This window comes from Rhodococcus sp. NPDC019050 (genome assembly GCF_055664235.1).
Genome location: NZ_JBVOON010000001.1, coordinates 286,513 through 311,921, shown reverse-complemented (window position 1 = coordinate 311,921; position 25,409 = coordinate 286,513). Strand labels below are relative to the sequence as shown.

Annotated in this window: 20 protein-coding genes and 1 pseudogene; 14 read left to right on the top strand and 7 right to left on the bottom strand. The window is 67.8% G+C overall.

The genetic code is table 11. From position 1 onward, the window contains the following. The first annotated feature begins 6 nt into the window (after window positions 1–6). The 3 genes from rsmI to AC0B44_RS01455 all read left to right on the top strand — a co-directional run bounded on the left by rsmI (window position 7) and on the right by AC0B44_RS01455 (window position 6,575). Window positions 7–873 (top strand): 16S rRNA (cytidine(1402)-2'-O)-methyltransferase, encoded by an 867-nt coding sequence (gene rsmI / locus AC0B44_RS01465; protein ID WP_471901150.1) that lies wholly within the window; start codon window positions 7–9, stop codon window positions 871–873. 63 nt (window positions 874–936) lie between these two features. Beyond that, the gene (locus tag AC0B44_RS01460) at window positions 937–2,349 is read left to right on the top strand and encodes an alanine/glycine:cation symporter family protein (protein ID WP_471901149.1); all 1,413 of its coding nucleotides are present in this window, start codon (window positions 937–939) and stop codon (window positions 2,347–2,349) included. 251 nt (window positions 2,350–2,600) lie between these two features. Next, window positions 2,601–6,575, top strand: coding sequence for an nSTAND1 domain-containing NTPase (locus AC0B44_RS01455; protein ID WP_471901148.1), 3,975 nt, complete (start codon window positions 2,601–2,603; stop codon window positions 6,573–6,575). On the opposite strand, the gene AC0B44_RS01450 is transcribed toward AC0B44_RS01455, so the two are convergent. From AC0B44_RS01450 to metG, 5 genes are all read right to left on the bottom strand, one after another. Next, the gene (locus AC0B44_RS01450) at window positions 6,520–7,806 is read right to left on the bottom strand and encodes an aminodeoxychorismate synthase component I (RefSeq protein WP_471901147.1); all 1,287 of its coding nucleotides are present in this window, start codon (window positions 7,804–7,806) and stop codon (window positions 6,520–6,522) included. The genes AC0B44_RS01455 and AC0B44_RS01450 overlap by 56 nt on opposite strands. Before the next feature lie 12 nt (window positions 7,807–7,818). Then, complete coding sequence (locus AC0B44_RS01445; protein ID WP_471901146.1) at window positions 7,819–8,700, bottom strand: RNA polymerase sigma-70 factor; 882 nt, start codon at window positions 8,698–8,700, stop codon at window positions 7,819–7,821. Then, a complete protein-coding gene (locus tag AC0B44_RS01440) occupies window positions 8,697–9,851 on the bottom strand; it encodes an NAD(P)/FAD-dependent oxidoreductase (RefSeq protein WP_471901145.1) in 1,155 nt (384 codons plus the stop codon). The genes AC0B44_RS01445 and AC0B44_RS01440 overlap by 4 nt, the downstream gene beginning before the upstream one ends. Before the next feature lie 126 nt (window positions 9,852–9,977). Next, the gene (locus AC0B44_RS01435) at window positions 9,978–11,117 is read right to left on the bottom strand and encodes a DUF2786 domain-containing protein (protein ID WP_471901144.1); all 1,140 of its coding nucleotides are present in this window, start codon (window positions 11,115–11,117) and stop codon (window positions 9,978–9,980) included. A gap of 64 nt (window positions 11,118–11,181) precedes the next feature. Then, window positions 11,182–12,738 (bottom strand): methionine--tRNA ligase, encoded by a 1,557-nt coding sequence (metG, locus tag AC0B44_RS01430; protein ID WP_471901143.1) that lies wholly within the window; start codon window positions 12,736–12,738, stop codon window positions 11,182–11,184. Window positions 12,739–12,759: 21 nt separating this feature from the next. Between metG and AC0B44_RS01425 the strand changes: the two genes are divergently transcribed. From AC0B44_RS01425 to AC0B44_RS01395, 7 genes and pseudogenes are all read left to right on the top strand, one after another. Further along, a complete protein-coding gene (locus tag AC0B44_RS01425) occupies window positions 12,760–13,590 on the top strand; it encodes a TatD family hydrolase (RefSeq protein ID WP_471901142.1) in 831 nt (276 codons plus the stop codon). A 78-nt stretch (window positions 13,591–13,668) separates the two neighbouring features. After that, window positions 13,669–14,325 (top strand): annotated as a pseudogene (locus tag AC0B44_RS01420) (iron-containing alcohol dehydrogenase). Window positions 14,326–14,438: 113 nt separating this feature from the next. Next, window positions 14,439–14,867 carry a DoxX family protein gene (locus tag AC0B44_RS01415; RefSeq protein ID WP_471901141.1) on the top strand — a complete coding sequence of 143 codons (429 nt, stop codon included), beginning with the start codon at window positions 14,439–14,441 and terminating at the stop codon, window positions 14,865–14,867. Window positions 14,868–15,191: 324 nt separating this feature from the next. Then, window positions 15,192–16,328: a transglycosylase family protein gene (locus AC0B44_RS01410; protein ID WP_471901140.1), complete on the top strand. Its 1,137-nt coding sequence runs from the start codon at window positions 15,192–15,194 to the stop codon at window positions 16,326–16,328. Between the two features lie 59 nt (window positions 16,329–16,387). Continuing rightward, entirely contained in the window at window positions 16,388–17,284 is an 897-nt protein-coding gene (gene rsmA, locus AC0B44_RS01405) for a 16S rRNA (adenine(1518)-N(6)/adenine(1519)-N(6))-dimethyltransferase RsmA (RefSeq protein ID WP_471901139.1), read from the top strand. A 231-nt stretch (window positions 17,285–17,515) separates the two neighbouring features. After that, the gene (locus AC0B44_RS01400; protein ID WP_072699748.1) at window positions 17,516–17,722 is read left to right on the top strand and encodes a cold-shock protein; all 207 of its coding nucleotides are present in this window, start codon (window positions 17,516–17,518) and stop codon (window positions 17,720–17,722) included. Between the two features lie 368 nt (window positions 17,723–18,090). Then, on the top strand, window positions 18,091–18,297 hold the full coding sequence (locus AC0B44_RS01395) for a cold-shock protein (protein WP_072699748.1): 207 nt from the start codon (window positions 18,091–18,093) through the stop codon (window positions 18,295–18,297). 90 nt (window positions 18,298–18,387) lie between these two features. Here the strand turns inward: AC0B44_RS01395 and AC0B44_RS01390 are convergent, their stop codons facing one another. Continuing rightward, window positions 18,388–19,356, bottom strand: coding sequence for a helix-turn-helix transcriptional regulator (locus AC0B44_RS01390; RefSeq protein ID WP_378528587.1), 969 nt, complete (start codon window positions 19,354–19,356; stop codon window positions 18,388–18,390). Between the two features lie 83 nt (window positions 19,357–19,439). On the opposite strand from AC0B44_RS01390, the gene mgtE reads away from it, so the two are divergent. From mgtE to AC0B44_RS01370, 4 genes are all read left to right on the top strand, one after another. After that, window positions 19,440–20,798, top strand: coding sequence for a magnesium transporter (gene mgtE / locus AC0B44_RS01385; RefSeq protein WP_471901138.1), 1,359 nt, complete (start codon window positions 19,440–19,442; stop codon window positions 20,796–20,798). Between the two features lie 75 nt (window positions 20,799–20,873). Further along, window positions 20,874–21,809: a 4-(cytidine 5'-diphospho)-2-C-methyl-D-erythritol kinase gene (locus AC0B44_RS01380; protein ID WP_471901137.1), complete on the top strand. Its 936-nt coding sequence runs from the start codon at window positions 20,874–20,876 to the stop codon at window positions 21,807–21,809. Between the two features lie 24 nt (window positions 21,810–21,833). Beyond that, window positions 21,834–23,630, top strand: a complete 1,797-nt coding sequence (locus AC0B44_RS01375) for an ABC-F family ATP-binding cassette domain-containing protein (RefSeq protein WP_471901136.1) — start codon at window positions 21,834–21,836, stop codon at window positions 23,628–23,630. Window positions 23,631–23,728: 98 nt separating this feature from the next. After that, window positions 23,729–24,193 carry a DUF6069 family protein gene (locus AC0B44_RS01370; RefSeq protein ID WP_471901135.1) on the top strand — a complete coding sequence of 155 codons (465 nt, stop codon included), beginning with the start codon at window positions 23,729–23,731 and terminating at the stop codon, window positions 24,191–24,193. Window positions 24,194–24,253: 60 nt separating this feature from the next. Here the strand turns inward: AC0B44_RS01370 and AC0B44_RS01365 are convergent, their stop codons facing one another. Next, entirely contained in the window at window positions 24,254–25,408 is a 1,155-nt protein-coding gene (locus tag AC0B44_RS01365) for an acyl-CoA dehydrogenase family protein (RefSeq protein WP_471901134.1), read from the bottom strand. Between the last annotated feature and the right edge of the window lies 1 nt (window position 25,409).

The window sequence follows — 25,409 nt, the reverse complement described above, 5'->3', positions numbered from 1 at the left end:
AACCCCATGCAGGCAGTAAATCCGGCGCAGGCGCAGTCCCCGGGACAAGGACGACTCGTACTGGCCGCCACACCGATGGGCCAGATCGGGGACGCATCGAAACGACTCTGCGATGCCCTCGGTACCGCCGACGTCATCGCCGCCGAGGACACCCGGCGCACCCGTTCGCTCGCCGCCGCGCTGGGAGTCACCATCACCGGCCGGGTCGTCAGCTTCTACGACCAGGTCGAGGTGTCTCGGCTGCCCGGCCTGGTCGCGGATGTGGAGGCGGGTCTGACGGTTCTTCTGGTCACCGACGCCGGTATGCCGTCCGTGAGCGATCCCGGGTACCGGCTCGTCGCGGCGTGTGTGGAGGCAGGCCTGCCCGTGACCTGTCTGCCCGGCCCGTCGGCGGTGACCACGGCGCTCGCATTGTCGGGTCTGCCGGTCGAGCGCTTCTGCTTCGACGGGTTCCCGCCCCGGAAACAGGGGCAGCGACGCGCCTGGTTCCAGTCGCTTACCACCGAAGCGCGCGCGGTCGTATTCTTCGAGGCACCGCATCGGCTGGCGGCGTGCCTGGCCGACGCGGTGGCCGTGTTGGGCGGTGACCGGCGCGCGGCGGTCTGCCGGGAGCTGACGAAGACCTATGAGGAAGTTCGCCGCGGAACCCTCGCGGAACTGGCCGAATGGGCTGTCGACGGGGCGCGCGGCGAGATCACCGTCGTGCTCGAAGGGGCCGCGGCCGTGCACACCGACCCCGAGGATCTGGTCGACGCTGTGGAAGGCCTTGTTGCCGAGGGAATGCGGCTGAAGGACGCGTGCGCAGAGGTGGCCGGGACCAGGGTGTCGAAGCGTGAATTGTACGACGCCGTGCTCGACGCCCGACGTACCTGACGCGAGGCAGCCCCCGCGGGAGCGCCTACACTTTCCCGGTCGAATCGACGACCAGGGGAGTACATGAACGCGCTGAACGACTTTTTCGTCAAGACAGCGGAGGTGGTCTGGGGTCCGTTCCTGCTGATTCCGCTTCTGTTGGGCACCGGCCTGGTGCTGACCGTGCGACTGCGCGGTGTGCAGTTCCGGAAGCTGTGGCCCGCGCTGCGGCTGGGCCTGATCACCCGCCACGACCCCGGTGCGTCGGAAGGCGACATCTCGCAGTACCAGGCGCTGACCACCGCCCTGGCAGCGACCGTCGGCGTCGGCAACATCGCCGGCGTGGCCACCGCGATCTACTTCGGTGGACCGGGCGCGCTGTTCTGGATGTGGATCACCGGCCTCGTCGGCATGGCCAGCAAGTACTCGGAGGCGTTCCTCGGGGTCAAGTACCGCCGCCTCGACGCGAGAGGTGAACAAAACGGCGGACCGCAGCACTACCTGGCGCGCGCGATCCCGAACCGGTTCGGCCTCGTCCTGAGTCTGTTGTTCGCGGTGTTCGCGGTCCTGGCGAGCTTCGGAATCGGCAACATGACCCAGGCGAACACTGTCGCCACCCAGCTCGACGACACGTTCGGTGTGCCCACCTGGGGCAGCGGGGTCGTGATGGCGGTGCTCGCGGGCGCGGTCCTTCTCGGCGGAATCAAGTCGATCGGCAAGGTGACCGCCGGTTTCGTGCCGGCGATGATCGTTCTCTACGTCGGCGCGGGCATCCTCGTGCTGGCACTGAACATCGGTGAGCTTCCGTCCGCGTTCGCTCTGGTCTTCACCGACGCCTTCACTGGCACCGCCGCCACGGGCGGGTTCATCGGCTCGGTGTTCATGGTGGCGCTGCGCTACGGCGTCGCGCGCGGCATCTTCTCGAACGAGTCGGGAATGGGCAGCGCGGCGATCGCGGCTGCTGCGGCACAGACCACGCACCCGGTGCGCCAGGGACTCGTGTCGATGACGCAGACGTTCATCGACACCATCATCGTCGTCACGTTCACCGGAATGGTCATCATCACGACGGGGGCGTGGACGACGGGCGAACGCGGCGCGACCATGACGTCGACCGCATTCACGACCGGTCTCGGCGGTGAGTGGGGTGGCTGGATCGTCGCCGTCTCGGTGGTGTTCTTCGCGTTCTCGACGATCCTCGGATGGTCGTACTACGGCGAACGGTGCCTCGAACGGCTCGTCGGGGCACGAGGCGTGCTGCCCTACCGCGCGATCTTCGTGGTGGTCATCTTCATCGGAGCGACCACCGAGCTCGAGGTCGTGTGGAACTTCTCCGACGTGATGAACGGCCTGATGGCCTTGCCGAACCTGATCGGCCTGCTGGTGCTGTCGGGAATGATCGCGCGGGAGACGAAGGCGTACCTCGACCGCGATCCCTATCTGCTCGGCGAGAACCGGACCGCCGACAGGCCGGGCGACAGGCCCGACAGCGTGTAAGGCGAGCGGGCTTCCTCCGCGCGGACCGGGGCTACCCCTCATCAGTCCCTATCAGCGCGGAGGCCTCACCCCACCTGGCAAGGTGTGACCCTTGCGTGGCACCTACTTTGCCTCGTCCGCGGCGGGTCGTACAAAGACGATGACGCGCGGAACGGGTATCATCCCAGCTCAACCGCGGTGAGGAATTATTCCGCAGCGGACAGATGGGACCCGCTCCGCGAGGAAACGGGAGGTGAAAGGGCGCGGAACAGATGTCGGAGACCAGCCGGAAGCCCGGTGCCGCGCAGCGGCAGTTCTTCGCCGACCAACTCCGCATGCTCTTCGCCGCGGCGGGCCGGCCGGCACTGAAGAAGGTGGTGTCGGAGGCCGCTGCGGTAGCACGCGCCATGGGATCCGACAGGGCCGTGTCCGTCCAGCGCGTGAGCGACTGGCGGAGCGGCACCCGGTTACCCGCGAGTTTCGAATCGGTCCACCCGGTGCTCGTCGTCCTCATCCGCGCGGCCCGCGCGCTGAACTCCGAGCCGCCCGTCACGGGTCTCTACTCACTCAAACAGTGGGAATCCTGGTGGACCAACGCCCGCGGACAGAGCGGCACGCCACGCACCGAGAAGACACCACCGGCGGTGCCGCAGGGCGTCCGCCCGTACAAGGGCCTCGCGTCGTACCAGGAGAACGACGCCCGCCTGTTCTTCGGCCGCGCCCAGAGCGTGCGTGCGCTCGCGGACGTCGTGACGGCCGCCCACGGACAGGGCCCCGTTATCGTCACCGGCGCGTCCGGCGTCGGAAAGTCCTCACTCGTGCGGGCCGGCTTGATCCCGCTGCTGTGCAGCGAGGGATCGGACTACCGGTCGCTCGTACTCACTCCCGGAACGCACCCGGTCGCACGCCTGAGCGAACTGCTTCCCGGACTCGCCGAGGTCGGGGACCGCACCGACCCGGCCGCCGTGCAGGCGGTGTTGCGGGACGAACTCGCGCGAACCTCGGCCACCACGCTGCTCATCGTCGTCGACCAGATCGAGGAACTGTTCACCCAGTGCGCCGACGCCGCCGAGCGCACCGAATTCCTGCGGTTGCTCGAGATCGCCGCCACCGGCCATGTCGGTGACGCTCCCGCGATAGTCGTCGCGACCATGCGCTCCGACTTCTACGACAAGGCCGTGACGTCTCCGGTGCTCGCACGCGCACTCGAACGTCGCACCAAGACGGTGCAGCCACTCGAACGCTCCGATCTCGTCGAGGTCATCACGATTCCCGCACGGATGGTCGGGGTGCGCCTCGAAGCCGGTCTCGTGGACCTGATCCTCCACGACCTCGGAGGTCTCGCGGACGGCGAGATCAGCGGCAAGGAGTTGCCGCTGCTGTCGCACCTGCTCGACACGCTGTGGGACAAACGGTCGGGTGGAGCGCTCACGGTCTCCGCGTACCGCGCGACAGGTGGTGTCCGCGGGTCCATTGCGGCGAGCGCCGAACGTGCGTGGGAGAAACTCGGCGAGGCCGATCGTGGACGGGCACGGGCCATGCTCGTGCACCTGGTGTACGTGACGGCGACCGGCACCGACGTGAAGATCGCCCGCCCGCTGCCGGAGTTGCTCGCGGTGGCCGGCGGCGACCGGGACGCCGCAGCGCAGGTCGTCGATTATTTCGTCTCGGCGCGTGTACTGGTCGCGGATGCCGGAAGCGTCGAACTCATCCACGACGCGGTCATCGACGCCTGGCCGCGCCTGAAATCCTGGATCCAGGACGACCGGGCCGACGCCGCCCTGCGTCAGAGAATCGAAGCCGATGCCCTCACCTGGATAGAGAGCGGACGAAACCGCGGCTTGCTCTACCAACGTGGACGTTTGGATGTCATCGCCGAACAGGATCCCCGCCTCGGTGAATTCGCGTCGGCGCCCGATACGGACGATGTGGTCGCGCTCGGACCGAATGCCGTGGAGTTCCTCGACGCGTCGAGGAGACAGATCGCCTGGCACGGACGCCGACGGCGCGCCGTCATCGCCGGCCTGGCACTCGCGGCGTTGACAGCCTTGGTCATGAGCGGGGTCGCGTGGGTGGCCAAGGGACGTGCGGAGGCCGCGCGCAGTACAGCCCAGTTCCAGCAGATCATCGCCCTTTCCGACTCCATGCGCGAGGAGGACCCGACCACCTCGTCGCATCTGGCGCTGGCGGCCGCTCATCTGCGGCCCGACAGCGACGTCGCATACTCGCGCCTCATCGCGACCCAAGGTGTCCCGCTCGCCAACACGCTCCGGGGTCACACCGGCCCGGTGTACAGCACCGCGGTGTCCCCCGACGGATCCGTCGTCGCCTCTGCAAGCGACGACGGCACCGTCCGCCTCTGGTCGCTCGAAGGTGAATCGGGGCCCGCGCAGATCGGTGATCCGCTCGAGTTGTCGTCGAAATACATGGCGTCGGTGTCGTTCAGCCCCGACGGCCGGTATCTCGCGGCCGGCAGCGGCGACGGTGCGGTGTGGATCTTCGACGTCTCCGATTACTCGGCCCCGCGGCGGCTGCTCGACCAGCAGGTATTCGCTTCCGGCGCCGTCCACAACGTGCGGTACGCCCCGTCGGGCCGCGTACTCGGCGTGCCCTACGACGACGGCACCGTCGTGCTCGTCGACACGTCCGATCCCACGTCGGGTCGCTTTCCGGTGGCGGCGGTCCGGGAACACGAGGGTGGCGTCCGCACGGTGGCGTTCCGGCCGGACGGGAACGTGATGGCCACGTCCAGCGACGACCGCACCGTCCGGCTCTGGGACGTCACCGACCGCGCCGCGCCGGTTCCTCTCGGGGAACCGCTGAGAGGATTCGAGGACGTCGCGCATTCGGTGAGCTTCAGTGGCGAGGGGAAAACCCTCGCGGCCAGCAGCGACGACGGGGTGCTGCGCCTGTTCGACGTCAGCGATCCGCGGGCCGCGTATCCCGTCGGTGTCCCGATCCGCGCGCATACCGGGGGCGTCTGGAGTATCGCGTTCCTTCCCGACGGGCGAACACTGGCCAGCGCGTCGTGGGACGGCACGGCCAAGTTGTGGGACATCGACCCGGATCAGCGGTACCTCGACGAGATCAGCCCCGCCCTCACCGGGCACGGTGGTGGCGTCGCAACCCTGGCGGTCACCCCGGACGGCGACACGGTGATCACCGGAGGACAGGACGCCAACCTGCGCGTCTGGACGATGCCGCACACACGGATCTCCGTCGTCGACGCCGCTCTGACCAAGCCGTCCGTGAGCCGGTCGGGAACTCTCGTCGCGACCGGCAGTTACGGCCCGTCGGTCTCGCTGTGGCGGGTGGACGAGGCAGACGACTGGTCGCGCGCGGGAAGTGTCACCCTGCCCAGGCCGCTCGGCGGCGCCTATGTGTCCGCGTTGTCGCCCTCCGGCACGATTCTCGCGACTGCACCCACGTCCGGCGGCAGCGTCCAACTCTGGGACGTCCGCGATCCCGCAGCCCCCAAACCGTTCGCCGACCCGGTTCCTTTGGGAACACGGTTCACCTCTGCCTTGGCGTTCTCACCGGACGGGGCCACGCTGGTGACAGGCGCGGACGATTTCTCCGTGCAACTGTGGGACATCGCCGACCCCGCAAGGCCCGTGCCCTGGGGAGATCCGCTCACCGGTCCCGGCAACCTGGTGCGTAGCGCCACGATCAGCCCCGATGGGCGAAGCCTCGTGGTGACCAGTGCCGACAGCAGGATCTACGCCTGGAACATCACCGATCCGCGAGCGGCGACGCCCGTCGCGGTCGACGGTGGACACGACGCCGGGGTCAACGCGGCAGCGTTCGGCCGGGACGGAGACGTATTGGTCACCGGCAGCGACGACCACCGCGTATTGATGTGGGACCGGGACGCCGCCGGGAACTTCACCGCGCGACCCACCGGCCTTCGCGGACATACCGGCACCGTCTATTCGGTGTCGATCACGCGGGACGGCACCAGGGCGATCAGCGGCAGCGACGACGGCACGATCCGCTTGTGGGATGTCTCCGATGCGGACGGGATGCGCGAGGTCGGCGGGCCCATCACCGATACCGGGGTCGGACGCTGGCAGGTCGTGTTCCGCCCGGACGGTTCGGTCGTCGCCGCGGGAGGCGACGGGGTGCTCCGGATGTGGGATCTCGATGCGTCGACCATCGCCGAGCGGGTCTGTCGATCCACGTCCGGACGGGTCAGCGACTTCCTGCCGCAGTTCGATCTGCCCCTGCCCGGTCGCGAGGTGTGCTGAGAGCCAGAATGCTCGAGGCCTTGTCGAGGCACTCCTGCCATTCGGCGTCGGGGTCGGAGTCGATGGTGATGCCACCGCCGACTCCCAGCACGCAGGTTCCCGCACCGAATTCGACGGTGCGGATCGCGACGTTCAGTTCGGTGCCCGCAAGCGGACTCGCCATGCCGACGGTGCCGCAGTAGACACCCCGGGGATGCGGCTCCCACTGCTGCAGCAGGTCGCGCGCCCGGATTTTGGGGCATCCGGTGACGGACGCCGGCGGGAACGCGGCGTCGAGGAGGTCTGCGGTGGTGACGCCCTGCCCCGAGCGGGCCGTCACCGTCGAGACCAGGTGCCACACCCCGGGCGCGGGACGGACGGCAAGCAGTTCGTCGACGGTGACGGTTCCGATCTCCGCGATACGCCCGAGATCGTTGCGGACGAGATCGACGATCATGATGTTTTCGGCTACGTCCTTCACCGACGCCCGAAGCAACGCCGGGTCGGCGGACAACGGGAGTGTTCCCTTGATCGGACTGGACCTCAGTGCGTCGCCGTGGCGGGAGACGAACAGTTCGGGCGACAGCGACGCGACCGCACCCCACGGTCCTTCCACGTAGGCGGCACGTGACGGTGAGGTGCGAGCAATCGCCGTCGTGAAGAACGCGAGGGGATCACCGGTCCAGGTGCCGGTGAACCGGGTGCACACGCACGCCTGGTAGACCTCGCCGTCACGGATGGCGGCGAGACACTGCTCGACGCCGCGCCGGTGCGTCTCGCGGTGCGGCGGCGACCAGTCGATGTGCCAGGACGTCTGCGAGACCTGGGGCTCCGCGACGGCGGAAGCCAGGTCGGGTGGGCACGGAGCATCACCGAGGGTCTCGTACCACCAGCACCTGTCGGCGTCGAGCCTGAGCACCGTGTCGGTCCAACCGCCGGCGGCGGCGGGCAGCCCGGAGTGGTCCGGCGACGGACCGGCAGCAGATCCGTCCGGGTAGGCGAGGTACCCGATCCAGCCGCCGCCGACGGCCGGGCCGTCGGGCGTACGCGCCCACCGGATATCGGGGCACGCGAAGGCTTCGGGCGGGTCGACCGCGCCGGTGGCCAGGGACGGTGCGATCACTGCCGCCGAGCCGAACCAGTCGCCCGCCACCCCCGCGGGAGGCGGTACCCCGAGACGCCGGGCACGTTCCGCGAGGGAGGCGAGAACCCGATCGGGAGAGCCGCCGCGCCCGAGCCGTTCCATCCGCATGGCTCGAGCTTGTCAGACCGGCCCGGCAGCCTCCGGGCGAGCCCCGAGATGCGCGAGCATGTCGGGGTTGCGGACCACGTACACACCCGTGATCAGGCGGTTGTCGACCTCGAACTGGAGTACGAGATCGAGTCTGTCACCGGAGTACACGAGCAATCCCGGCATGTTGCCGACCGGGACGGCCTCGATTCTCATGTCCGGCAGTGGGTGTCGCACGAGTCCGCCGAACAGCCGCGCCACCCGGGTCGCGCCGGTCACCGGAACCCGCGCTGCGGTCACCTTGCCTCCTCCGTCCGCGATGTACACGACGTCGGGCGACAGCAGGTGCAGGAGGGCGGCGAGGTTGCCGGTGGTCGCGGCGGTCATGAACTCGACGACCACCCGGTTCGCCTCGTCGCCCGCGGGAGTGAACCGGCGGCGTCGCGCACGGACGTGTTCGCGCGCCCGGTGGGCGATCTGCCGCACGGTGTCCTCGCGGCGGTCGACGGTCTCGGCGATCCGGGCGTGCTCGAATCCGAACACCTCGCGCATCACGAACACTGCCCGTTCGAGCGGGCTCAACGTTTCCAGGACCAGTAGCATCGCCAGCGACACGGACTCGGCGAGTTCGACCTCGCCGGAGGCATCCGGCGAAGTGAGAACAGGCTCGGGAAGCCACGGGCCCACGTATTCCTCGCGGCGACGGCGGGTCGAGCGCAGGCTGTTGAGCGCCTGCCGGGTCACGATCTGCGCCGCGTATGCACGCGGGTTGTCGACCGCGGCCCGATCGTTGGCGGCCCAGCGCAGGAAGCTGTCCTGGAGGACGTCTTCGCTGTCGGCGACGCTGCCGGTGATCTCGTAGGCGATCGAGAACAACAGCCCCCGGTGTTCGGTGAAGACGTCGTCGGCCGTCACTGCACACTCCTCGCGGGTGGGGTGATGCCCGCGCCGCGACCTTCCGTCGATCGGAGGTCGCGGCCCCGAGCCTGTCGTCGCATCGACAGGATCGTCCCACGCAGTATCGATTCCTTCACCGGCGCGACGATCCGGCCGCGCAAAGAGAAAGGGGTGGGGGTGTCGTCGCGTGCGGTGAACTGCACCGCGCCGCGGCGGCGCCCGAGCGAAAGGCACTGGGCGACGAACCGGAGCGACAGCGGGGAGGGCGCGCGGCCTTGCAGGATGTCCCAGACGGTGTCGGCACCGTGCGCTCCGAGTGGCATCGCGGCCTGGCAGCTCATCCGAATATGGTCCTGGCCCGCGACGGTCACGGCGTCGCCGACTCCCACCACGGCGGTGCCGTCCGTCGCCTGCAGGGTGGCGTCGACGCGGAGCCTGCCGGAGTCGTCCACCGGCAGGCCACTGCGACGAGCGAGGTCGGGAACGGAGAATCCGCTGGTCCAGACGACTGACGCAGCGGGGATCGCGGTGCCGTCGTCGAGCAGTACTGCGTCTTCGGTCACGCACGTCGCGCGGACGCCTGGTCGCACGTCGATACCGGCACTGGTCAATGTGCGATTCACGTACCGCCGGGTGCCGTCGGGGAGGTTCACGCCCGGATCGCCGACGAGGCTGTGCTCGGCCCCGGGATGTGCGGATGCGAGTTCGGCGGCGACTTCGATGCCCGTGAACCCCCCACCCACGACCACGACCGGCGCGTGGGCGGGCAGTTCGGCGAGCGCGCTGTGCAGTGCTGTCGCCGATTCGAGGTCGGATACGGAGAACGCTCGTTCCATCCCGGGTACGGCACCCGTCGCCGGACCGCTTCCCACGGCATACACGACAGCGTCGCACCGCAGTACCGTCCCGTCGACGAGTGTGACCGCGTCCGGTTCGATCCGTTCCGCCATACCCACCCGCAGCGACACGCGTGGATGAAGCAGGCCGACGAGGTCGTGGGTAGCAGACCCCGAACCCGCCGCCACCTGATGCAGTCGGGTGCGCTCGACGAACATCGGCCGCGGATTCACCACGGTCACTGTCACCTCGGGGTGACGTGCGAGCCGATTCGCTGCGGTGACGCCTGCGTACCCGGCGCCGACCACCACCACGTCGAAGTGCGTTGTCATTTCGATCCTCCGCTGGTCCGGTTGTGTGTCGTTCGGATGTGTCGCCGATAGGACACCGGTGGAGCGCGATGTGTGACATCGGATTGCGGTTTGCTGCGAAGGGGTCTCGGGGAAGGTCTGCGGGAGTTACCGCTCGATGGGGTGCTGCCCTGCCTTGAGGGATGCGGACTCGGCCGCGTCGCGCCCCGCGTGGAACCCGTCGGCGTCGATCCCGCGACTACGGGACGCCCGGGTGGTGGGGAAGAGGCGCCGGAACTCGGTGTCGACCGCCTCCGAGCGACGCGCCAGGATCGGCGCGAGCGAGGTCACCGGGACGTGCGCATCGGCGGCGGCGCCCGCCGTGGCCCGGGCGTCGGCCTCGCGCAGCCTCTCACCGACCCGTTTCGCGTAGCCGGTGAGAAACGCGCGCCGGAAGGCGGTCGCCGACCCGCCGCGTCGTCCGGCAGTCCCGGCGGCATTCAGCGCGCGGGTGGCCTGCACGAGCAGTGACGTGAAAAGCAGGTCGACCTGAGCGAGGTCGGGCACCGCGCCGACGACGGTCGCGATCTGCACTCGGGTGAACCACACGGTGCGGACGCGGTTGGCATCGCCGATCGCGGTGAGCAGCAGCACCTTCTCCTTGATGTACGGGCCGTCGAGGTGGAAACGCCGGCCACGCACGGGATCGGAGAGACGGGTGGCACCCGTGAGCAGCACGGAGCCGAGTGCGTACCTCGTCACGAGTTCCTGTGCCTTCGCGGTGAGGGCCTCGGCCTCGTCGGGGAAGTCCGTGGACTCGGCCTTCGACAGCAGGCCGCGGATACGTTCGAGCACGCGCGGATCTGGAGCGGCGGATGCGGCGCCGGGCGCACGCAACGGAGGCCACTGCGACGGTGGCGGGTCGAGACGGGTGAACGCCGGTAGGTATTTCCAGGTGAAGGCGAGCGCGTCGACCTGGTAACCCGAGACCTCGGGAAGGGCGTGGCGCAGGCACGATCCGAGACCGGGCGAAAGCGTCGCCCGCCGGGCGGCATCCGGGTACCGGTCGGCGAGGGCCCGCAACTGCCGCACCCAGTCTTCGGGCGCTCGTTCCGCGGCCCGCGCCCGGTGCGCGTGGAACAGCACCGTCGTCGCGGCGAGGGGCACGTCGGTTTCGTCGCCCGATCTCGCCGTCAGGTGCACTATGTCGGCCGGTTGCCAGCCGCGCTCGTAGACATCTCCGAGTTCGGCGAGGAGCACCTCGGCGTGCAACTCGTCCGTTCGAATGTATGTTCTATCGCTCCGCATGAGCGGAGTGTGGCGCACCCCACCGACAAGATCGATGGGGTGCCGCGAATCTGCTGGTGAGGGGTTAGTCCTCGTCGACGTAGCGCGGGAAAACCGGGCTCGGTGCGGGGAGCGCGGTACCGGGCACGAGACGCGTGCCGATGTCCGTGAACTGCCGGGCGCCGGGATCCTGGCCGAGCAGGTCGAGGATCTTCGCACCGGCGTCGGGCATCACCGGTTGGACGAGGATCCCGACGATGCGCACGACCTCGAGCGTGACGTAGAGAACTGTCGCCATTCGCTCCGGATCGGTCTTGCGCAGCACCCAGGGCTGTTGCGCCGAGAAGTACCGGTTGGTTTCGCCGAGGACCCGCCAGATCGCTTCGAGGCCGAGGTGCAGCGCCTGCACGTCGAACTCCGCACGCACCTCGTCGAGCAACGCGTCCGCCTGCGCGAGCATCGCCTCGTCCTCCGCGGTGTACGCGCCGGGGGCCGGGGCCTTCCCCTCGAGATTCTTCGCGACCATCGTCAGCGAGCGCTGGGCGAGGTTGCCGAGGTCGTTGGCGAGGTCGGCGTTGATGCGGCCGGCGATCGCGTCGTGGCTGTAGCTGCCGTCCTGACCGTAGGAGATCTCGCGCAGCAGGAAGAACCGCAGTTGGTCGAGACCGAAACGCTCGACCATGTCCAGCGGGTCGACGACATTGCCGACCGACTTGGACATCTTCTCGCCCTTGTTGAACAGGAAACCGTGCACGAACACCCGCTTGGGGAGTTCGAGACCGGCGGACATCAGGAAGGCAGGCCAGTAGACGGTGTGGAACCGCGTGATGTCCTTCCCGATGATGTGCAGGTCGGCAGGCCAGTAGCGCCGGTACGACTCGGACTCGGTATCGGGGAACCCGGCACCGGTCAGGTAGTTGGTGAGGGCGTCGACCCACACGTACATCACGTGCTCGGGATTGCCGGGGACGGGAACGCCCCAGTCGAAGGTGGTGCGCGAGATCGACAGGTCCTTCAGCCCGCCGGCGACGAAACTGACGATCTCGTTGCGCCGGGTTGCCGGAGCGATGAAGTCGGGCTGCTCCTCGTACAGCTTCTGCAGCCTGTCCTGATACGCGGACAGCCGGAAGAAGTACGTGGACTCCTCGGTCCATTCGACCGGCGTTCCCGTGTCGGTCGAGATACGCGATCCGTCTTCCAGCAACGTGGTCTCGGCGTCGGTGTAGAAGGCCTCGTCGCGGACGGAGTACCAGCCCGCATACGTATCGAGGTAGATGTCGCCCGCATCCACCATCCGCTGCCAGATCGCCGCGCTCGCCTCGAGATGGTCCGCGTCCGTCGTCCGGATGAAGCGGTCGTACGAGATCTTCAAGGCCTTGTCCATCGCCTCGAAGCGGTCGGAGTTGCGCGACGCGAGGTCGGTGACGGAGATTCCCTCCTTCGCCGCCGTCTGCTGCATCTTCAAGCCGTGCTCGTCGGTGCCGGTGAGGAAGCGGACATCGAAGCCGTCGAGACGCTTGAACCGGGCGATCGCATCCGTGGAGATGTACTCGTAGGCGTGCCCGATGTGCGGGACGCCGTTCGGATACGCGATCGCGGTGGTGACGTAGAACGGCGGGCGGGAGGAATCAGGCGCAGTCATGGTGGCGCTAGTTTATAGGGCGTGAGCAAAGCCCGTCCCGCCCCCGAACCCCCACAGCCGCTGTCGCCGCTCGTCGACGCCCACACCCATCTCGATGCGTGTGGAGCGGAGGACGCGGCGACCACCGCCGCGATCGTGGATCGGGCCGCGGACGTGGGCGTGGGGCGCGTGGTCACCGTCGCCGACGACCTCGAGGCCGCGCGGTTCGCCGTCCGCGCCGCGCATTGGGACGAGCGGGTGTTCGCCGCCGTCGCGATCCATCCGACCCGCGCGAACAGTCTCGACGAGTCGACCCGGGCCGAGATCGAGGCCCTCGCCGCCGATCCACGCTGCGTCGCGGTGGGGGAGACCGGTCTCGATCTGTACTGGCCGGGCAAGCTCGACGGTTGCGCCGAACCGGCGGAGCAGGAGGAGGGCTTCCGCTGGCACATCGATCTCGCGAAGCGACTCGGCAAGCCGCTGATGATCCACAACCGGGAAGCCGACGCGGATCTCCTGCGCGTTCTGCACGACGAGGGGGCACCGGAGACGGTGATCTTCCACTGCTTCTCGTCCGGCCCCGAGATGGCGCGCGAGTGCATCGACGCCGGCTACGTGCTCAGCTTCTCGGGCACCGTGAGTTTCAAGAACGCGAAGACGCTGCGCGAGGCGGCCACGCTCGTGCCGCCGGAACTCGTCCTGGTCGAGACCGACGCGCCGTTCCTCACGCCGCACCCGTTCCGGGGTGCTCCCAACGAGTCGTACTGCCTGCCCTACACGGTGCGGGCACTCGCGGAGATCCGAGGCGAGAGCGCCGAGGATCTCGCGGCCGTGACGACAGCGAACGCCGAACGGGTATATCGACTTTCGTGAACGCGGCGCGCAGGCACGGTACCCACGTGAGACCGTAGGTTCACGCGCAGTTTCGTCCACACCTCTCATCCGTCCCGGGTGATCTTCGGGGCGGGCTGTGCGACGGGTGTCGCCGACGAGGTGCGTCGATTCGGTGCTTCGCGGGTGCTGTTGCTCGCGGGTCGACACGTGAGTAGCCAGGCTGCGGTCGTCGAGGAGGCGCTCGGACCGTTGCCGGCCGATCGTTTCGACGGCGCGGTGATGCACACTCCCGTCGAGGTCACCGAACGCGTGATCGTCCGGATGGCGGTCAGTGATGTGGATGTGATCGTCGCCGTGGGTGGTGGTTCGACGTTCGACCACCGGTCTCGCGAAAGCGCTCGCGTTTCGCACCGGGCTGGACCAGGTGATTCTGCCGACCACCTTCGCCGGTTCGGAGGTGACTCCGGTGCTCGGGGAGACCAGCGAGGGGGTGAAGGTGACGCGGTCGTCGCCGCACATCCAGCCGGAGGCGGTGATGTACGACGTCGACTTCATCGCCGGAATGCCCATCCCTCTGGCTGGTCCGGCGTGTACGACCTGATCGTCGCGGCGGGGGGACCGACGACGCTCGCCGAACTCGGCATGGCCGAAAGCGACCTCGACGAGGCGGCACGCCTCACGACGGAGCGGACGTACCCGAATCCCCGCGAGGTGACCTTCGCGGGTGTGCGGCGCCTGCTCGGAGAGGCATTCGCGGGCACCAGACCTGAGTGAGCCCCCTTGTAGTTGAACCTACAACCATCTCTGCTAGTTTGGTTGTCGCGTCAACTACTTGCCGCATCACGCGCTGGGGCCGTCGGCCTCGCTCATCGAAAGGCCCCCCCTCTGTGAACAGCACGCTCGCCCGCGACATCGGAATCCTGGTCGCCCGTCTCGGCATCGGCCTCATCTTCTTGGTTCACGGCCTCCAGAAGCTCAACGTCTGGGGATACGAGGGCACCAAGGCCGGATTCGAGGGTATGGGTGCTCCGGTCCCTGCCGTCACTGCGTTCGTGGCCACGTGGGTGGAGGTACTCGGCGGTCTCGCATTGATCCTCGGCGTCCTCGTTCCGGTGTTCGGGGTCCTGCTGTTCCTCGTCATGGCGGGTGCCTTCTTCATCGCGCACGTCGACAACGGCGTGTACGCCGCCGACGGCGGGTTCGAACTCGTCACCGCGCTCGGACTCGGCGCGCTGTTGCTCGCCGTCGTCGGTGCGGGCGCGTTCAGTATCGACCGATTCCTCGCGCCGAAGATTCCGCTTCTCCGCGCTGCGTAGTCGCGAGTGCGAGGAGAGAGGCTGTGGGTGCATCACCCGCAGCCTCTCTCTCTCTTTTCTGTCCGGTTTCTGCAGATTCGGGCGATTCTCGCCTGGATGATCCGTGAAATGCAGTGATATATCCGAGCGCTGTAAGACCGGTCACAAATACCTCTGGTATCGGACATTTCCACCACTCCGAAGCGCCATTTATTTGCCCCTGAAATCACGAATTGTAACTACGGGTTTTTCGTTATAAACGCAGGTAAAAGGCATCGAGTTGCCATAACAATATGGGTTCGTTACCGTGTCGTTATCAATGTTGCCTTCTGACTGGAATTTGTCGTGTCACCTCTAGGTAAGATCAACTCTTCGAAATCCCCGGTGTTATTCGCCGTTGTCGCCGCGCTTTTGGTGACTCTTGTGGCGGGTGGGGTTACGGCTCTCGTCAAGCACAAGGACTTGACCCTCGACATCGACGGGGAAACGCGGGCCTTCGGGACCATGAGTTCCACCGTCGGCGACGTCCTCGAAGACGCCGGCTACGTCGTCGGCGAGAACGACGTCGTGGCACCCGCGGTCGACGCGAAGGTCTCCGACGGCGACACGCTCGTGCTGCGTCGGGCCCGGGAAATCCAGCTCACCGTCGACGGGGAGAGCCGTTCGGTGTGGACGACCGCGCTCACCGTCGACGAAGCGCTGGCCCAGTTCCGGTTGGGTGACGACGTGTACGTCTCCGCGTCGCGTTCGCATCGTCTTCCGCTCGAGGGCACCGACCTCGAGGTCGTCAACGCCAAGAACGTGCGTCTGGCGGACAACGGCGCCCCGGCTGCCGAGATCCGGGTCGCAGCGCCGACGGTCGGCGATCTTCTGGAGAGCCAGAACCTGAAGCTCGAGCAGGCCGACTCCGTGAATCCTCCGCTCGATGCCCGGCTTGCCGAAGGCATGGAGATCGTGGTGACCCGCGACCGTGTCGAGTCCCGCACCGAGCGCCAGCCCATTGCTCAGCCCGAGAACCGGGTCGACGACCCCGGCATGTTCGAGGGCGAAGTCGCCCACGACCATCCGGGTGCGCCGGGTGAGCGTGAAGTCACTTTCGACGTGCACATGGTCAACGGGGTCGAGGTCGGGCGCACGGAAACCCGTTCGGGCGTCGTGACCGAGCCCGCACCCGCCGTGGTGCGCGTGGGCACCAAGCCCAAGCCCGCTCCGCCGGCCGTTCCCGCATCGGGCCGCGGATCGACGTGGGATTCGCTCGCGCAGTGCGAGGCGACCGGAAACTGGGCGGCGAACACCGGGAACGGGTTCTACGGCGGTCTCCAGTTCACGCAGCAGACATGGGCCGCATTCGGCGGAACCCAGTACGCTCCGCGGGCCGATCTCGCGACCCGCGAGCAGCAGATCGCGGTCGCCGAGAAGGTTCAGGCCGGTCAGGGCTGGGGCGCGTGGCCTTCGTGCACCAGCAAGCTCGGGCTGCGCTGAGTGCTCCCGATGACCTCGTGGTGCGCATGACGCCCCGGCCCGTGCGCTAGGTTCGCCTCGTGCCAGCAGATTCTCCAGACGCCACCCCGGCTTCTCCCCGCGGCCTTGCCGCATTGCTCGGACCCGCAGAGGTCCGCGCCCTCGCGGAGGAGTTCGGGGTGCGTCCGACCAAGCAGCTCGGACAGAACTTCGTCCACGACGCCAACACGGTGCGTCGCATCGTCAATGTCGCCGGTGTCGGCCGCGACGATGTGGTGCTCGAGGTGGGGCCGGGTCTCGGTTCGCTCACGCTCGCCCTGCTCGACGTCGTCGATCGTGTGGTGGCCGTCGAGCTCGACCCGAGGCTCGCCGAACGCCTCCCCGCCACCGTCGCCGAGCGTGCGCCCGAATTGGCCGACCGGCTCGACGTCGTCCACATGGACGCGATGAAGGTGCTGCCGGGCGATCTTCCCGCGGCGCCGACCGCGTTGGTGGCGAACCTGCCGTACAACGTCGCCGTGCCGGTGCTTCTTCACCTGTTCTCCGAATTTCCTTCGCTGCGTACGGCATTGGTCATGGTTCAGTCGGAAGTGGCCGATCGACTCGCGGCCGAGCCGGGTGGCCGGATCTATGGCGTGCCGAGTGTGAAGGCACGCTTCTTCGGTGATGTCCGGCGGGCGGGCGCGGTGGGGCGTGCGGTCTTCTGGCCGGTGCCGAAGGTCGAATCCGGGCTCGTTCGGGTCGACCGTTACGCCGAGCCGCCGTGGCCCACCGACGCCGTGCACCGCAAGAAGGTGTTCGCTGCCATCGACGCGGCATTTGCTCAGCGCCGCAAGACTTTACGAGCAGCCTTGAGCACATGGGCAGGCTCTCCCGCAGAGGCGGAGCGCCGGCTCGTCGCCGCAGGAATCGATCCTTCGGCGCGTGGGGAGAAGCTCGACGCGGCCGCGTTCGTGCGACTCGCTTCCGTCGACTGAGAATGTGATCCGGGTCACCAGTTCTGGTGCAGCCGGGTCTCGATGTGATCTACTGATCGTGGTCGTTGGATATTGTGTTTGTGGTTAGCCCCTCGCACATTTCTGGTTGCGAGCGGATGCGATAGCCCCCACGGAATCGTTTCAAATCGTGTAGTGACAGACCCGGGAGACACACAGTCTCCCGACGAGACAGGACAGTCTTTGTGCGTCCTGCCTGCTTAAGGAAACAGTATGACTGAAGGTACCGTGAAGTGGTTCAACGGCGAAAAGGGCTTCGGCTTCATTGCTCCGGCCGATGGATCCGCTGACGTCTTCGTGCACTTCTCCGAGATCCAGGGCGGCGGCTTCCGCACCCTCGAGGAGAACCAGCGCGTGAGCTTCGAGATCGGCCAGGGCCAGAAGGGCCCGCAGGCCACCGGCGTCACCGTTATCGGCTGACACCAACTTTCTCCGGCTGGGCCGGCACCCGTTCTCGGGTGCCGGCCCAGCTGTATTTCCAAGAGTTTCAACCGTTTTCGTGATGACGGTCGTAGTGCCCCTTCGCTGTGTGGGTGAGGGCCGGTGCGCAGTGCGGCCGTGTGAGCCCACCCACCATGCACTGGCGGTCGGTGCCGATCTGTGATCTAATGGAATCTGGTCGTTAGGTTGTGTGTTTGTGGTTAGCCCCTCGCACATTTCTGGTTGCGAGCGGATGCGATAGCCCCCACGGAATCGTTTCAAATCGTGTAGTGACAGACCCGGGAGACACACAGTCTCCCGACGAGACAGGACAGTCTTTGTGCGTCCTGCCTGCTTAAGGAAACAGTATGACTGAAGGTACCGTGAAGTGGTTCAACGGCGAAAAGGGCTTCGGCTTCATTGCTCCGGCCGATGGATCCGCTGACGTCTTCGTGCACTTCTCCGAGATCCAGGGCGGCGGCTTCCGCACCCTCGAGGAGAACCAGCGCGTGAGCTTCGAGATCGGCCAGGGCCAGAAGGGCCCGCAGGCCACCGGCGTCACCGTTATCGGCTGACACCAACTTTCTCCGGCTGGGCCGGCACCCGTTCTTGGGTGCCGGCCCAGCTGTATGTGTAAGGGCCCCAACGAGTTCGGTACCGCCGGGTCACGCCCGTAGGTACCGCTCGGCGATCGCCGCGTGATGCCTGGCAGCCCGCCCACACGCCTCCCGCAGTTCCGGTGGGTCGAGCACGGTGAAGTCGACGTCGAATGCCGCGAGCCACGGCGCAATCGACTCGAGCGAGCTTCCGCCCAGGACCACCGCGCAGTGATCGTCGTCCACGGGTTCGATCGTGCCCCACCGCTCGTCCACTTTCGGCGCGACCGCTTCGAACGGTGCATGAAACAGGATCCTGGCGGTCACCACCCACGTGCCGCTCACGATCCCCCTCGAGACGAACTCCGCGGCCCCACCCGCCGGAAGGTCACGAGGAGTGAAGCGAGGTCCGGTGGGAATCTTCGGCTCCATCCGATCCACGCGGAACGAACGCCACTCGTCGCGCTGGAGATCCCACGCCACGAGATACCAGCGCAGTCCGGCACGCACCACCCGATGCGGCTCGACCTCGCGCCGTGACGACGCCCCGTTATGGGTGCGGTAGTCGAATCGCAACCGCTCGTGGGCGTGACACACCGACGCGATGGTGGACAGCAGAGCCGCGTCCACCGCCGACTCGGCAGGACCGCGGTCCACCACGTCCACCTGCAACGCTTCGAGCCGGATACGGATCCGTGACGGCATGACCTGCCGCAGTTTCACGAGGGCCCGAGCTTCGGCGTCGCCGATCCCGGTGACCGCGTGGGTGGCGCCCGCGCGCAACGCCAACGCGACGGCGACGACCTCGTCGTCGTCGAGCAGCAGCGGCGGCATCTCCGCGCCGGCTCCCAGCCGGTAACCGCCACCGACTCCCACGGTCGCCTCCACCGGATACCCGAGTTCCCTCAGCTTCTCCACATCCCGCCGGACCGTGCGCGTCGTGATCCGGAGTCGGTCGGCGAGTTCGCTGCCGGACCATTCCCGTCGCATCTGGAGAAGCGAGAGAAGGCGCAACAGTCGGGCCGAGGTTTCACGCATGGATCGACCCTCGCACGAATTGCGGACCGTAGGTGTCCTCATCGGGCCGAAGCCCGACATGGTTCCTTCGATAAGGTGCAACGGTGAGTGAGTCCCGCGTTGCAGGAGGCGAGTCCGCAGTCAAGGCGGTCGAGGCCGCGCTCGCGCGCACCGATCTGCCGGCGATGACCGACGTTCTCGGCGAACTCACCACCGGACAGGTCGTCGACGTCCTCGAACGACTCGACCCGACGCAACGCGCGATCGTGTACCGGTTGCTCTCCAAGGACCGCGCCATGACCGTGTTCGAGGGACTCGACCCCGCACTTCAGGGCAGCCTCGTCGGCGCGCTCCAGGACGACGACGTCGCCGCGCTGTTCGCCGAACTCGAGCCCGACGACCGGGTCGGTCTGCTCGACGAACTGCCCGCGACGGTCGCCGGGAAACTGCTCCACGGCCTGCCGCCCGACCAGCGCGATCTCACCGCCGAGATCCTCGGGTATCCGCGCGGATCGATCGGGCGCCGGATGAGCCCGGAATACGTCGTCACCCACCCCGACCTCACAGTTGCCGAGACCCTCGACAAACTCGAGCGGCGGATCGAGGACGCGGAGACGATCTACACGCTTCCGGTGACCGATCGCGCGCGGGTCCTCGTGGGCGTGGTGAGCCTGCGCGACCTGCTCAAAGCCCCCCGCGACGCGCTGATCGCCGACATCGCCGGACGCCCGGACTGGGCGTACGCCACCGAGGACAGCGAACAGGCCGCCAGGCGATGCGCCGACCTCAAACGGCTCGCCCTGCCGGTCGTCGACAGTGAGACCCGGCTCGTCGGAATCTTCACCTTCGACGACGCGCTGCGGATTCTCGAAGACTCCGACAGCGAGGACCAGGCGCGCATCAGCGGCACCGAACCGCTCCGGCAGCCGTATCTGACCACCCCGGTGTTCGCCATCGTGCGTTCCCGCGTCGTGTGGCTGCTCGTGCTGGCCATCGGTGCGTCGCTGACGGTGCAGGTCCTCGAGGTCTTCGAGGCGACGCTGGGGCAGATGGTCGCGCTGGCGCTGTTCATCCCGTTGCTCATCGGCACGGGCGGCAACACCGGTAACCAGGCGGCGACGACCGTCACACGTGCCCTCGCTCTCAACGACGTGACTCCGCGCGACGTCTGGAAGGTGTTCCTGCGTGAGCTGAGCGTGGGATTGTCGCTCGGACTGCTGCTCGGGACCGTGGGTTTCGTCCTGGTCACCCTGCTCTACGAGCCGTCGATGGGTCTGGTCATCGGATTGACCCTGCTCGGCATCTGCACCATGGCCGCCTCGGTCGGCGGAGTGATGCCCATGCTGGCACGCGCGGTCCGCGCCGATCCGGCGGTGTTCTCCAACCCGTTCATCACGACCTTCGTCGACGCGACGGGCCTGCTCGTGTACTTCATGATCGCGAAGGTGGTCCTCGGCATCTGAGGCGGGCGCCTCGATGCATCCGCTCACCGAGCGGCGGTCCGGCCCGGTATCAGCACGCGGGTAAGCTGTGTACTCGTGCTTTCCGTCGTTCCGGCCCCCGTCACCGTACGGGCCCCGTCCAAGGTCAATCTGCATCTGGCGGTGGGCGATCTGCGCCCGGACGGCTATCACGATCTGCACACCGTCTTCCAGGCACTGTCGCTCTACGACGAGGTCTCGGTGGTGGGTTCGGACACTCTCAGCGTGCACGTCACCGGTGCCGACGCCGGCGCGGTGCCCACCGATTCGACCAACCTCGCGTGGCGTGCCGCAGAACTGCTCGCCGAACGCGCGGGCCGCGCACCCGAGGTGGCGATCACCATCGCCAAGGGCATTCCCGTCGCCGGTGGTATGGCCGGCGGCAGTGCGGATGCGGCCGCGACGCTCGTCGCCCTCGACGCCCTGTGGGGACTGGGAGCGTCCCGCGAGGAACTCGACGGACTTGCCGCCCAGCTCGGCAGCGACGTGCCGTTCTGCTTGCACGGCGGCACCGCCCTCGGCACAGGTCGCGGTGAACGGCTCGTGCCGGTGCTCACCCGGGGAACATTCCACTGGGTCCTGGCGTTGGCGAAGGGTGGCCTGTCCACACCTGTCGTCTTTCGCGAACTCGATGGCCTGCGTGCAGGGGGCGATCCCCAGCGCGTCGGCAGTTCCGACGACGTCCTGTCGGCACTCGCGTCCGGCGACCCGCACGAACTCGCGCCGCTGCTCGGCAACGATCTGCAGGCCGCTGCGCTCTCACTCGATCCCAAACTCCGTCGCACTCTCCGCGCGGGCGTCGACGCGGGCGCGCTCGCGGGCCTGGTGTCCGGCTCCGGGCCGACCTGCGCGTTCCTCGTCGCAGACCATCACGCGGCCGTCACCGTCAGCGCCGAACTGGCCGGCGCCGGGGTGTGCCGCACGGTCCGCATCGCGTCCGGCCCGGTGCCGGGCGCCCGCGTCGTGGTCGACACCGACACCGCACATCACTGAACACTCCGGAAGGCAACGTTCCACGTGGCAAATCTGATCAATCTCGAACAGGTCTCGAAGTCCTTCGGCGTCAAGCCGCTGCTCGAGTCGGTGTCGCTCGGCGTGCAGGAGGGCGAGCGCATCGGTGTGGTCGGTCTCAACGGCGGCGGCAAGACCACCATGCTCGAGGTCCTCGCCGGCATCGAACAGCCCGATTCCGGACGTGTGAGCCGGGTCGGCGGACTGCGGATGGCGGTGGTGACCCAGCGCGGCGTGCTGCCCCCCGGATCCTCCGTCGCGGAGGTCGTTCTCGGTCCGCTCGGTGTCGCGGACCACGAGTGGGCCGGTGACTCCCGGATCCGCTCGGTGCTGACGGGGATCGGCATCGACAAGCTCGGTCTGGACGCTCTCGTGGACGGACTGTCGGGTGGTGAGCGCCGCCGCGTCGCGCTCGCCGCCGCTCTCGTCCAGGACCTCGACCTGCTCGTGCTCGACGAGCCCACCAACCACCTCGATGTCGAGGGAGTCCAGTGGCTCGCCGAGCATCTCGTCTCACGTCGCAGCGCCCTCGTCGTCGTGACCCACGATCGCTGGTTCCTCGACACGGTGGCCACCCGTACCTGGGAGGTCGTCGGCGGCAAGGTCGAAAGCTACGAGGGCGGCTACAACGACTGGATCTTCGCGCGGGCCGAACGATCGCGGCAGGCCGACGCCATGGAGGAACGGCGTCAGAACCTCGCGCGCAAGGAGTTGGCATGGCTGCGGCGCGGTGCGCCGGCACGCACCTCCAAGCCCCGCTACCGCATCGAGTCCGCGGAGGCGCTGATCGCGAACGTGCCGCCGCCGCGCGATTCGGTTGCGCTGGCATCGTTCGCCAAGCGTCGCCTCGGCCGCGTCGTCATCGAACTCGAGAACGCGACGCTGACCACCCCGGACGGCCGTGAACTCGTGCACGACCTGACATGGCGGCTCGGACCAGGTGAGCGGATCGGTCTGGTCGGCGTCAACGGGTCGGGCAAGACCACCCTGTTGCGTACTCTCGCCGGTGAGCTCGAACCGGCCTCCGGACGCCGCATTCAGGGCCAGACCGTCGAAATCGGCTGGCTGCGACAGGAACTCGACGACCTTCCCACCGACATGCGCGTGCTCGACGCCGTCAAGGACGTCGCCGAGCGGATCATGCTCGGCGACAAGGAGGTCTCGGCCGGACAGCTCGCGGAACGGCTGGGCTTCACCCCGGCGCGGCAGCGGACGCCGGTCGGCGACCTGTCCGGCGGTGAGCGGCGGCGACTGCAGTTGACGCGGGTGCTCATGGCCGAGCCCAACGTTCTCCTGCTCGACGAGCCCACCAACGACCTCGACATCGATACGCTGCAGCAACTCGAGGACCTGCTCGACGGCTGGGCGGGCACCCTCGTCGTCATCAGTCACGACCGGTTCCTGATCGAGCGGCTTTGTGATTCGACGTGGGCGCTCTTCGGTGACGGCAAGCTCACCAACCTTCCCGGCGGCATCGAGGAATATCTCCGCCGGCGCGCGGCCATGGGCGACGAGGGCGTGGTGTCCGTGGCGTCGACCGTCTCCAAGCCGGGTGACACCGGGGGAGTGGCACCCGCGAAGCGTGACGGCGCGGCGGAACGTGCGGCGCGGAAGGAACTTTCACGCCTCGAGCGCGCGATCGCCAAGCTCGACGAGCGCGAGGCGAAGCTGCACGTGCGTTTGGCCGAGGCCGCGACGGAGCCGGACAAGCTGCAGAAACTCGACGCCGAACTGCGTGAGGTGGTGGCGGAAAAGGAAGCCGCCGAGGAGCAGTGGATGGAGCTCGCCGAAGACGTGGGCTGACCTCCGCCGGCACCGGGCGCGGTCGAGGTCTTGACCTCGAGCCGACTCGAGGTCGGACGATGGGTGTCGTCGAATGACAGCACCCTTCAGGAGGATTCATGACTGCGCCCGAAACTTCTCGATCGTCTTCTGTTTCCGCCGCTGTGCGCCTTCCGGGCAGGCTCGTCGTCGTGGTGGCGACCGTGCTGCTTGCGCTCGTGGTCAATCTCGTCGTGTGGCTCGTCGGACTCGCCGCCGGCGGTTCGTTCGAGCACACCGACGCCGGCACCGTGGCTTCTGCGGCGCCCGGTGGTGTCGTGCTCATGACCGCGGGCCCGCTCGCGGCCGGACTTGCCCTCGCGGCACTGCTGAGTCTGTGGTGGAGCGGGTTCCTGAGGATCGCGCAGGTCGTGGGGGCACTGCTGCCCCTCGCCACGATCCAGGGGACCGTCGTGGCCGATTTCGATACCGCGAGCACTGTCGCACTGGTGACGATGCACGTGGTCGTCGCGGCCGCAGCGGTGGCGGGACTCGAAGTCCTGCGGCACCGGGGCGATGCGGGACATCTCCGGACCCCGCGTTGACAGCGATATGCCGACGGCCGAAGTGCTCGGCCGTCGGCATATCGGTTCACATTCGCAGGGTTACAAGCCCAGCAGCTTGCTGATGATCTCGTTCATGATTTCGGTGGTGCCACCACCGATTCCGAGCACGCGGGCGTCGCGGAAGTGACGCTCCACCTCGCTTTCACGCATGAGCCCGATACCACCGGCGAGCTGGACGGCCTCCATGACCGCGGTATCGCAGACCTTCACCGCGTTGTTCTTCGCCATCGAGGTCTCGACGAGCATGCCCTCGCCGTTGACCCACCGCTCCGCGACGGATCTGCAGAAGGTCTGTGCCGCAGTGATTTCCGTGGCAAGTTCGGCGAGGCGGTGCCGCACGACCTGCCGCTTCGACAGCGGCCGTCCCATCGTCTCCCGCGACTTGACCCACTCGACGGTCAGGTCGAAGCACCGCTGTGCGGTGGCGACGGCCTGGAAGGCCAGCGACAGGCGCTCACCCTGGAACTGCTGGGCGATCTGGCCGAAGGCCGAGTTCTCCGCGCCGATGAGGTTCGAGGCCGGGACCCGCACGTCGTCGTAGAACAGTTCGGCGGTGTCCGAGCACAGCCAGCCCATCTTGTCGAGCTTGCGCGAGACCGTGAAACCCGGTGTGTCGGTGGGCACGACGATCAGGGAGATGCCGCCGGCGCCCGCGTCGCCCGTCCTCACGGCGGTGGTGACGAAGTCCGCTCGGGTGCCCGAGGTGATGTACAGCTTGGCACCGTTGATGACGTAGTCGTCGCCGTCGCGCCGCGCCGTGGTGCGGATGTTCGCGACATCAGAACCACCACTGGGCTCGGTGATCGCGAGCGATCCGATCTTCATGCCCTCGAGTGCCGGCCGTGCGTACCGGTCGATGAGGGCGGTGTCGCCGGAGGCGATGATGTGCGGGGTCGCGATCCCGTGGCTGAACAATGCGGAGATCAACCCGGACGACCCGCCCGACAGGATGATCTGCTCGAGGATGGTGAGCATGTCGAGGGCGTTGCCGCCCGAACCGCCGTGCTCCTCGGCGACGGACGCGCCGAGCAGGCCGGCTTCGGCTGCCTTGCGGTGAAGTTCACGCGGGATGGCACCCTCGCGCTCCCACGTGTCGAGATGGGGGAGGATCTCCTTGCGGGTGAAGTCTGCGGCGAGTTGCCGCAGAGCCTTCTGCTCGTCGGTGTCCCAGCGCAGGATTTCGGTGGTGGTCATC

Coding starts and splice junctions, on each gene's coding strand:
- rsmI (WP_471901150.1), top strand. CDS start 7: ATGCAGGCAGTAAATCCGGCGCAGGCGCAGTCCCCGGGACAAGGACGA.
- AC0B44_RS01460 (WP_471901149.1), top strand. CDS start 937: ATGAACGCGCTGAACGACTTTTTCGTCAAGACAGCGGAGGTGGTCTGG.
- AC0B44_RS01455 (WP_471901148.1), top strand. CDS start 2,601: ATGTCGGAGACCAGCCGGAAGCCCGGTGCCGCGCAGCGGCAGTTCTTC.
- AC0B44_RS01450 (WP_471901147.1), bottom strand. CDS start 7,806: ATGCGGATGGAACGGCTCGGGCGCGGCGGCTCTCCCGATCGGGTTCTC.
- AC0B44_RS01440 (WP_471901145.1), bottom strand. CDS start 9,851: ATGACAACGCACTTCGACGTGGTGGTGGTCGGCGCCGGGTACGCAGGC.
- AC0B44_RS01435 (WP_471901144.1), bottom strand. CDS start 11,117: ATGCGGAGCGATAGAACATACATTCGAACGGACGAGTTGCACGCCGAG.
- metG (WP_471901143.1), bottom strand. CDS start 12,738: ATGACTGCGCCTGATTCCTCCCGCCCGCCGTTCTACGTCACCACCGCG.
- AC0B44_RS01400 (WP_072699748.1), top strand. CDS start 17,516: ATGACTGAAGGTACCGTGAAGTGGTTCAACGGCGAAAAGGGCTTCGGC.
- AC0B44_RS01395 (WP_072699748.1), top strand. CDS start 18,091: ATGACTGAAGGTACCGTGAAGTGGTTCAACGGCGAAAAGGGCTTCGGC.
- AC0B44_RS01390 (WP_378528587.1), bottom strand. CDS start 19,356: ATGCGTGAAACCTCGGCCCGACTGTTGCGCCTTCTCTCGCTTCTCCAG.
- AC0B44_RS01370 (WP_471901135.1), top strand. CDS start 23,729: ATGACTGCGCCCGAAACTTCTCGATCGTCTTCTGTTTCCGCCGCTGTG.
- AC0B44_RS01365 (WP_471901134.1), bottom strand. CDS start 25,408: ATGACCACCACCGAAATCCTGCGCTGGGACACCGACGAGCAGAAGGCT.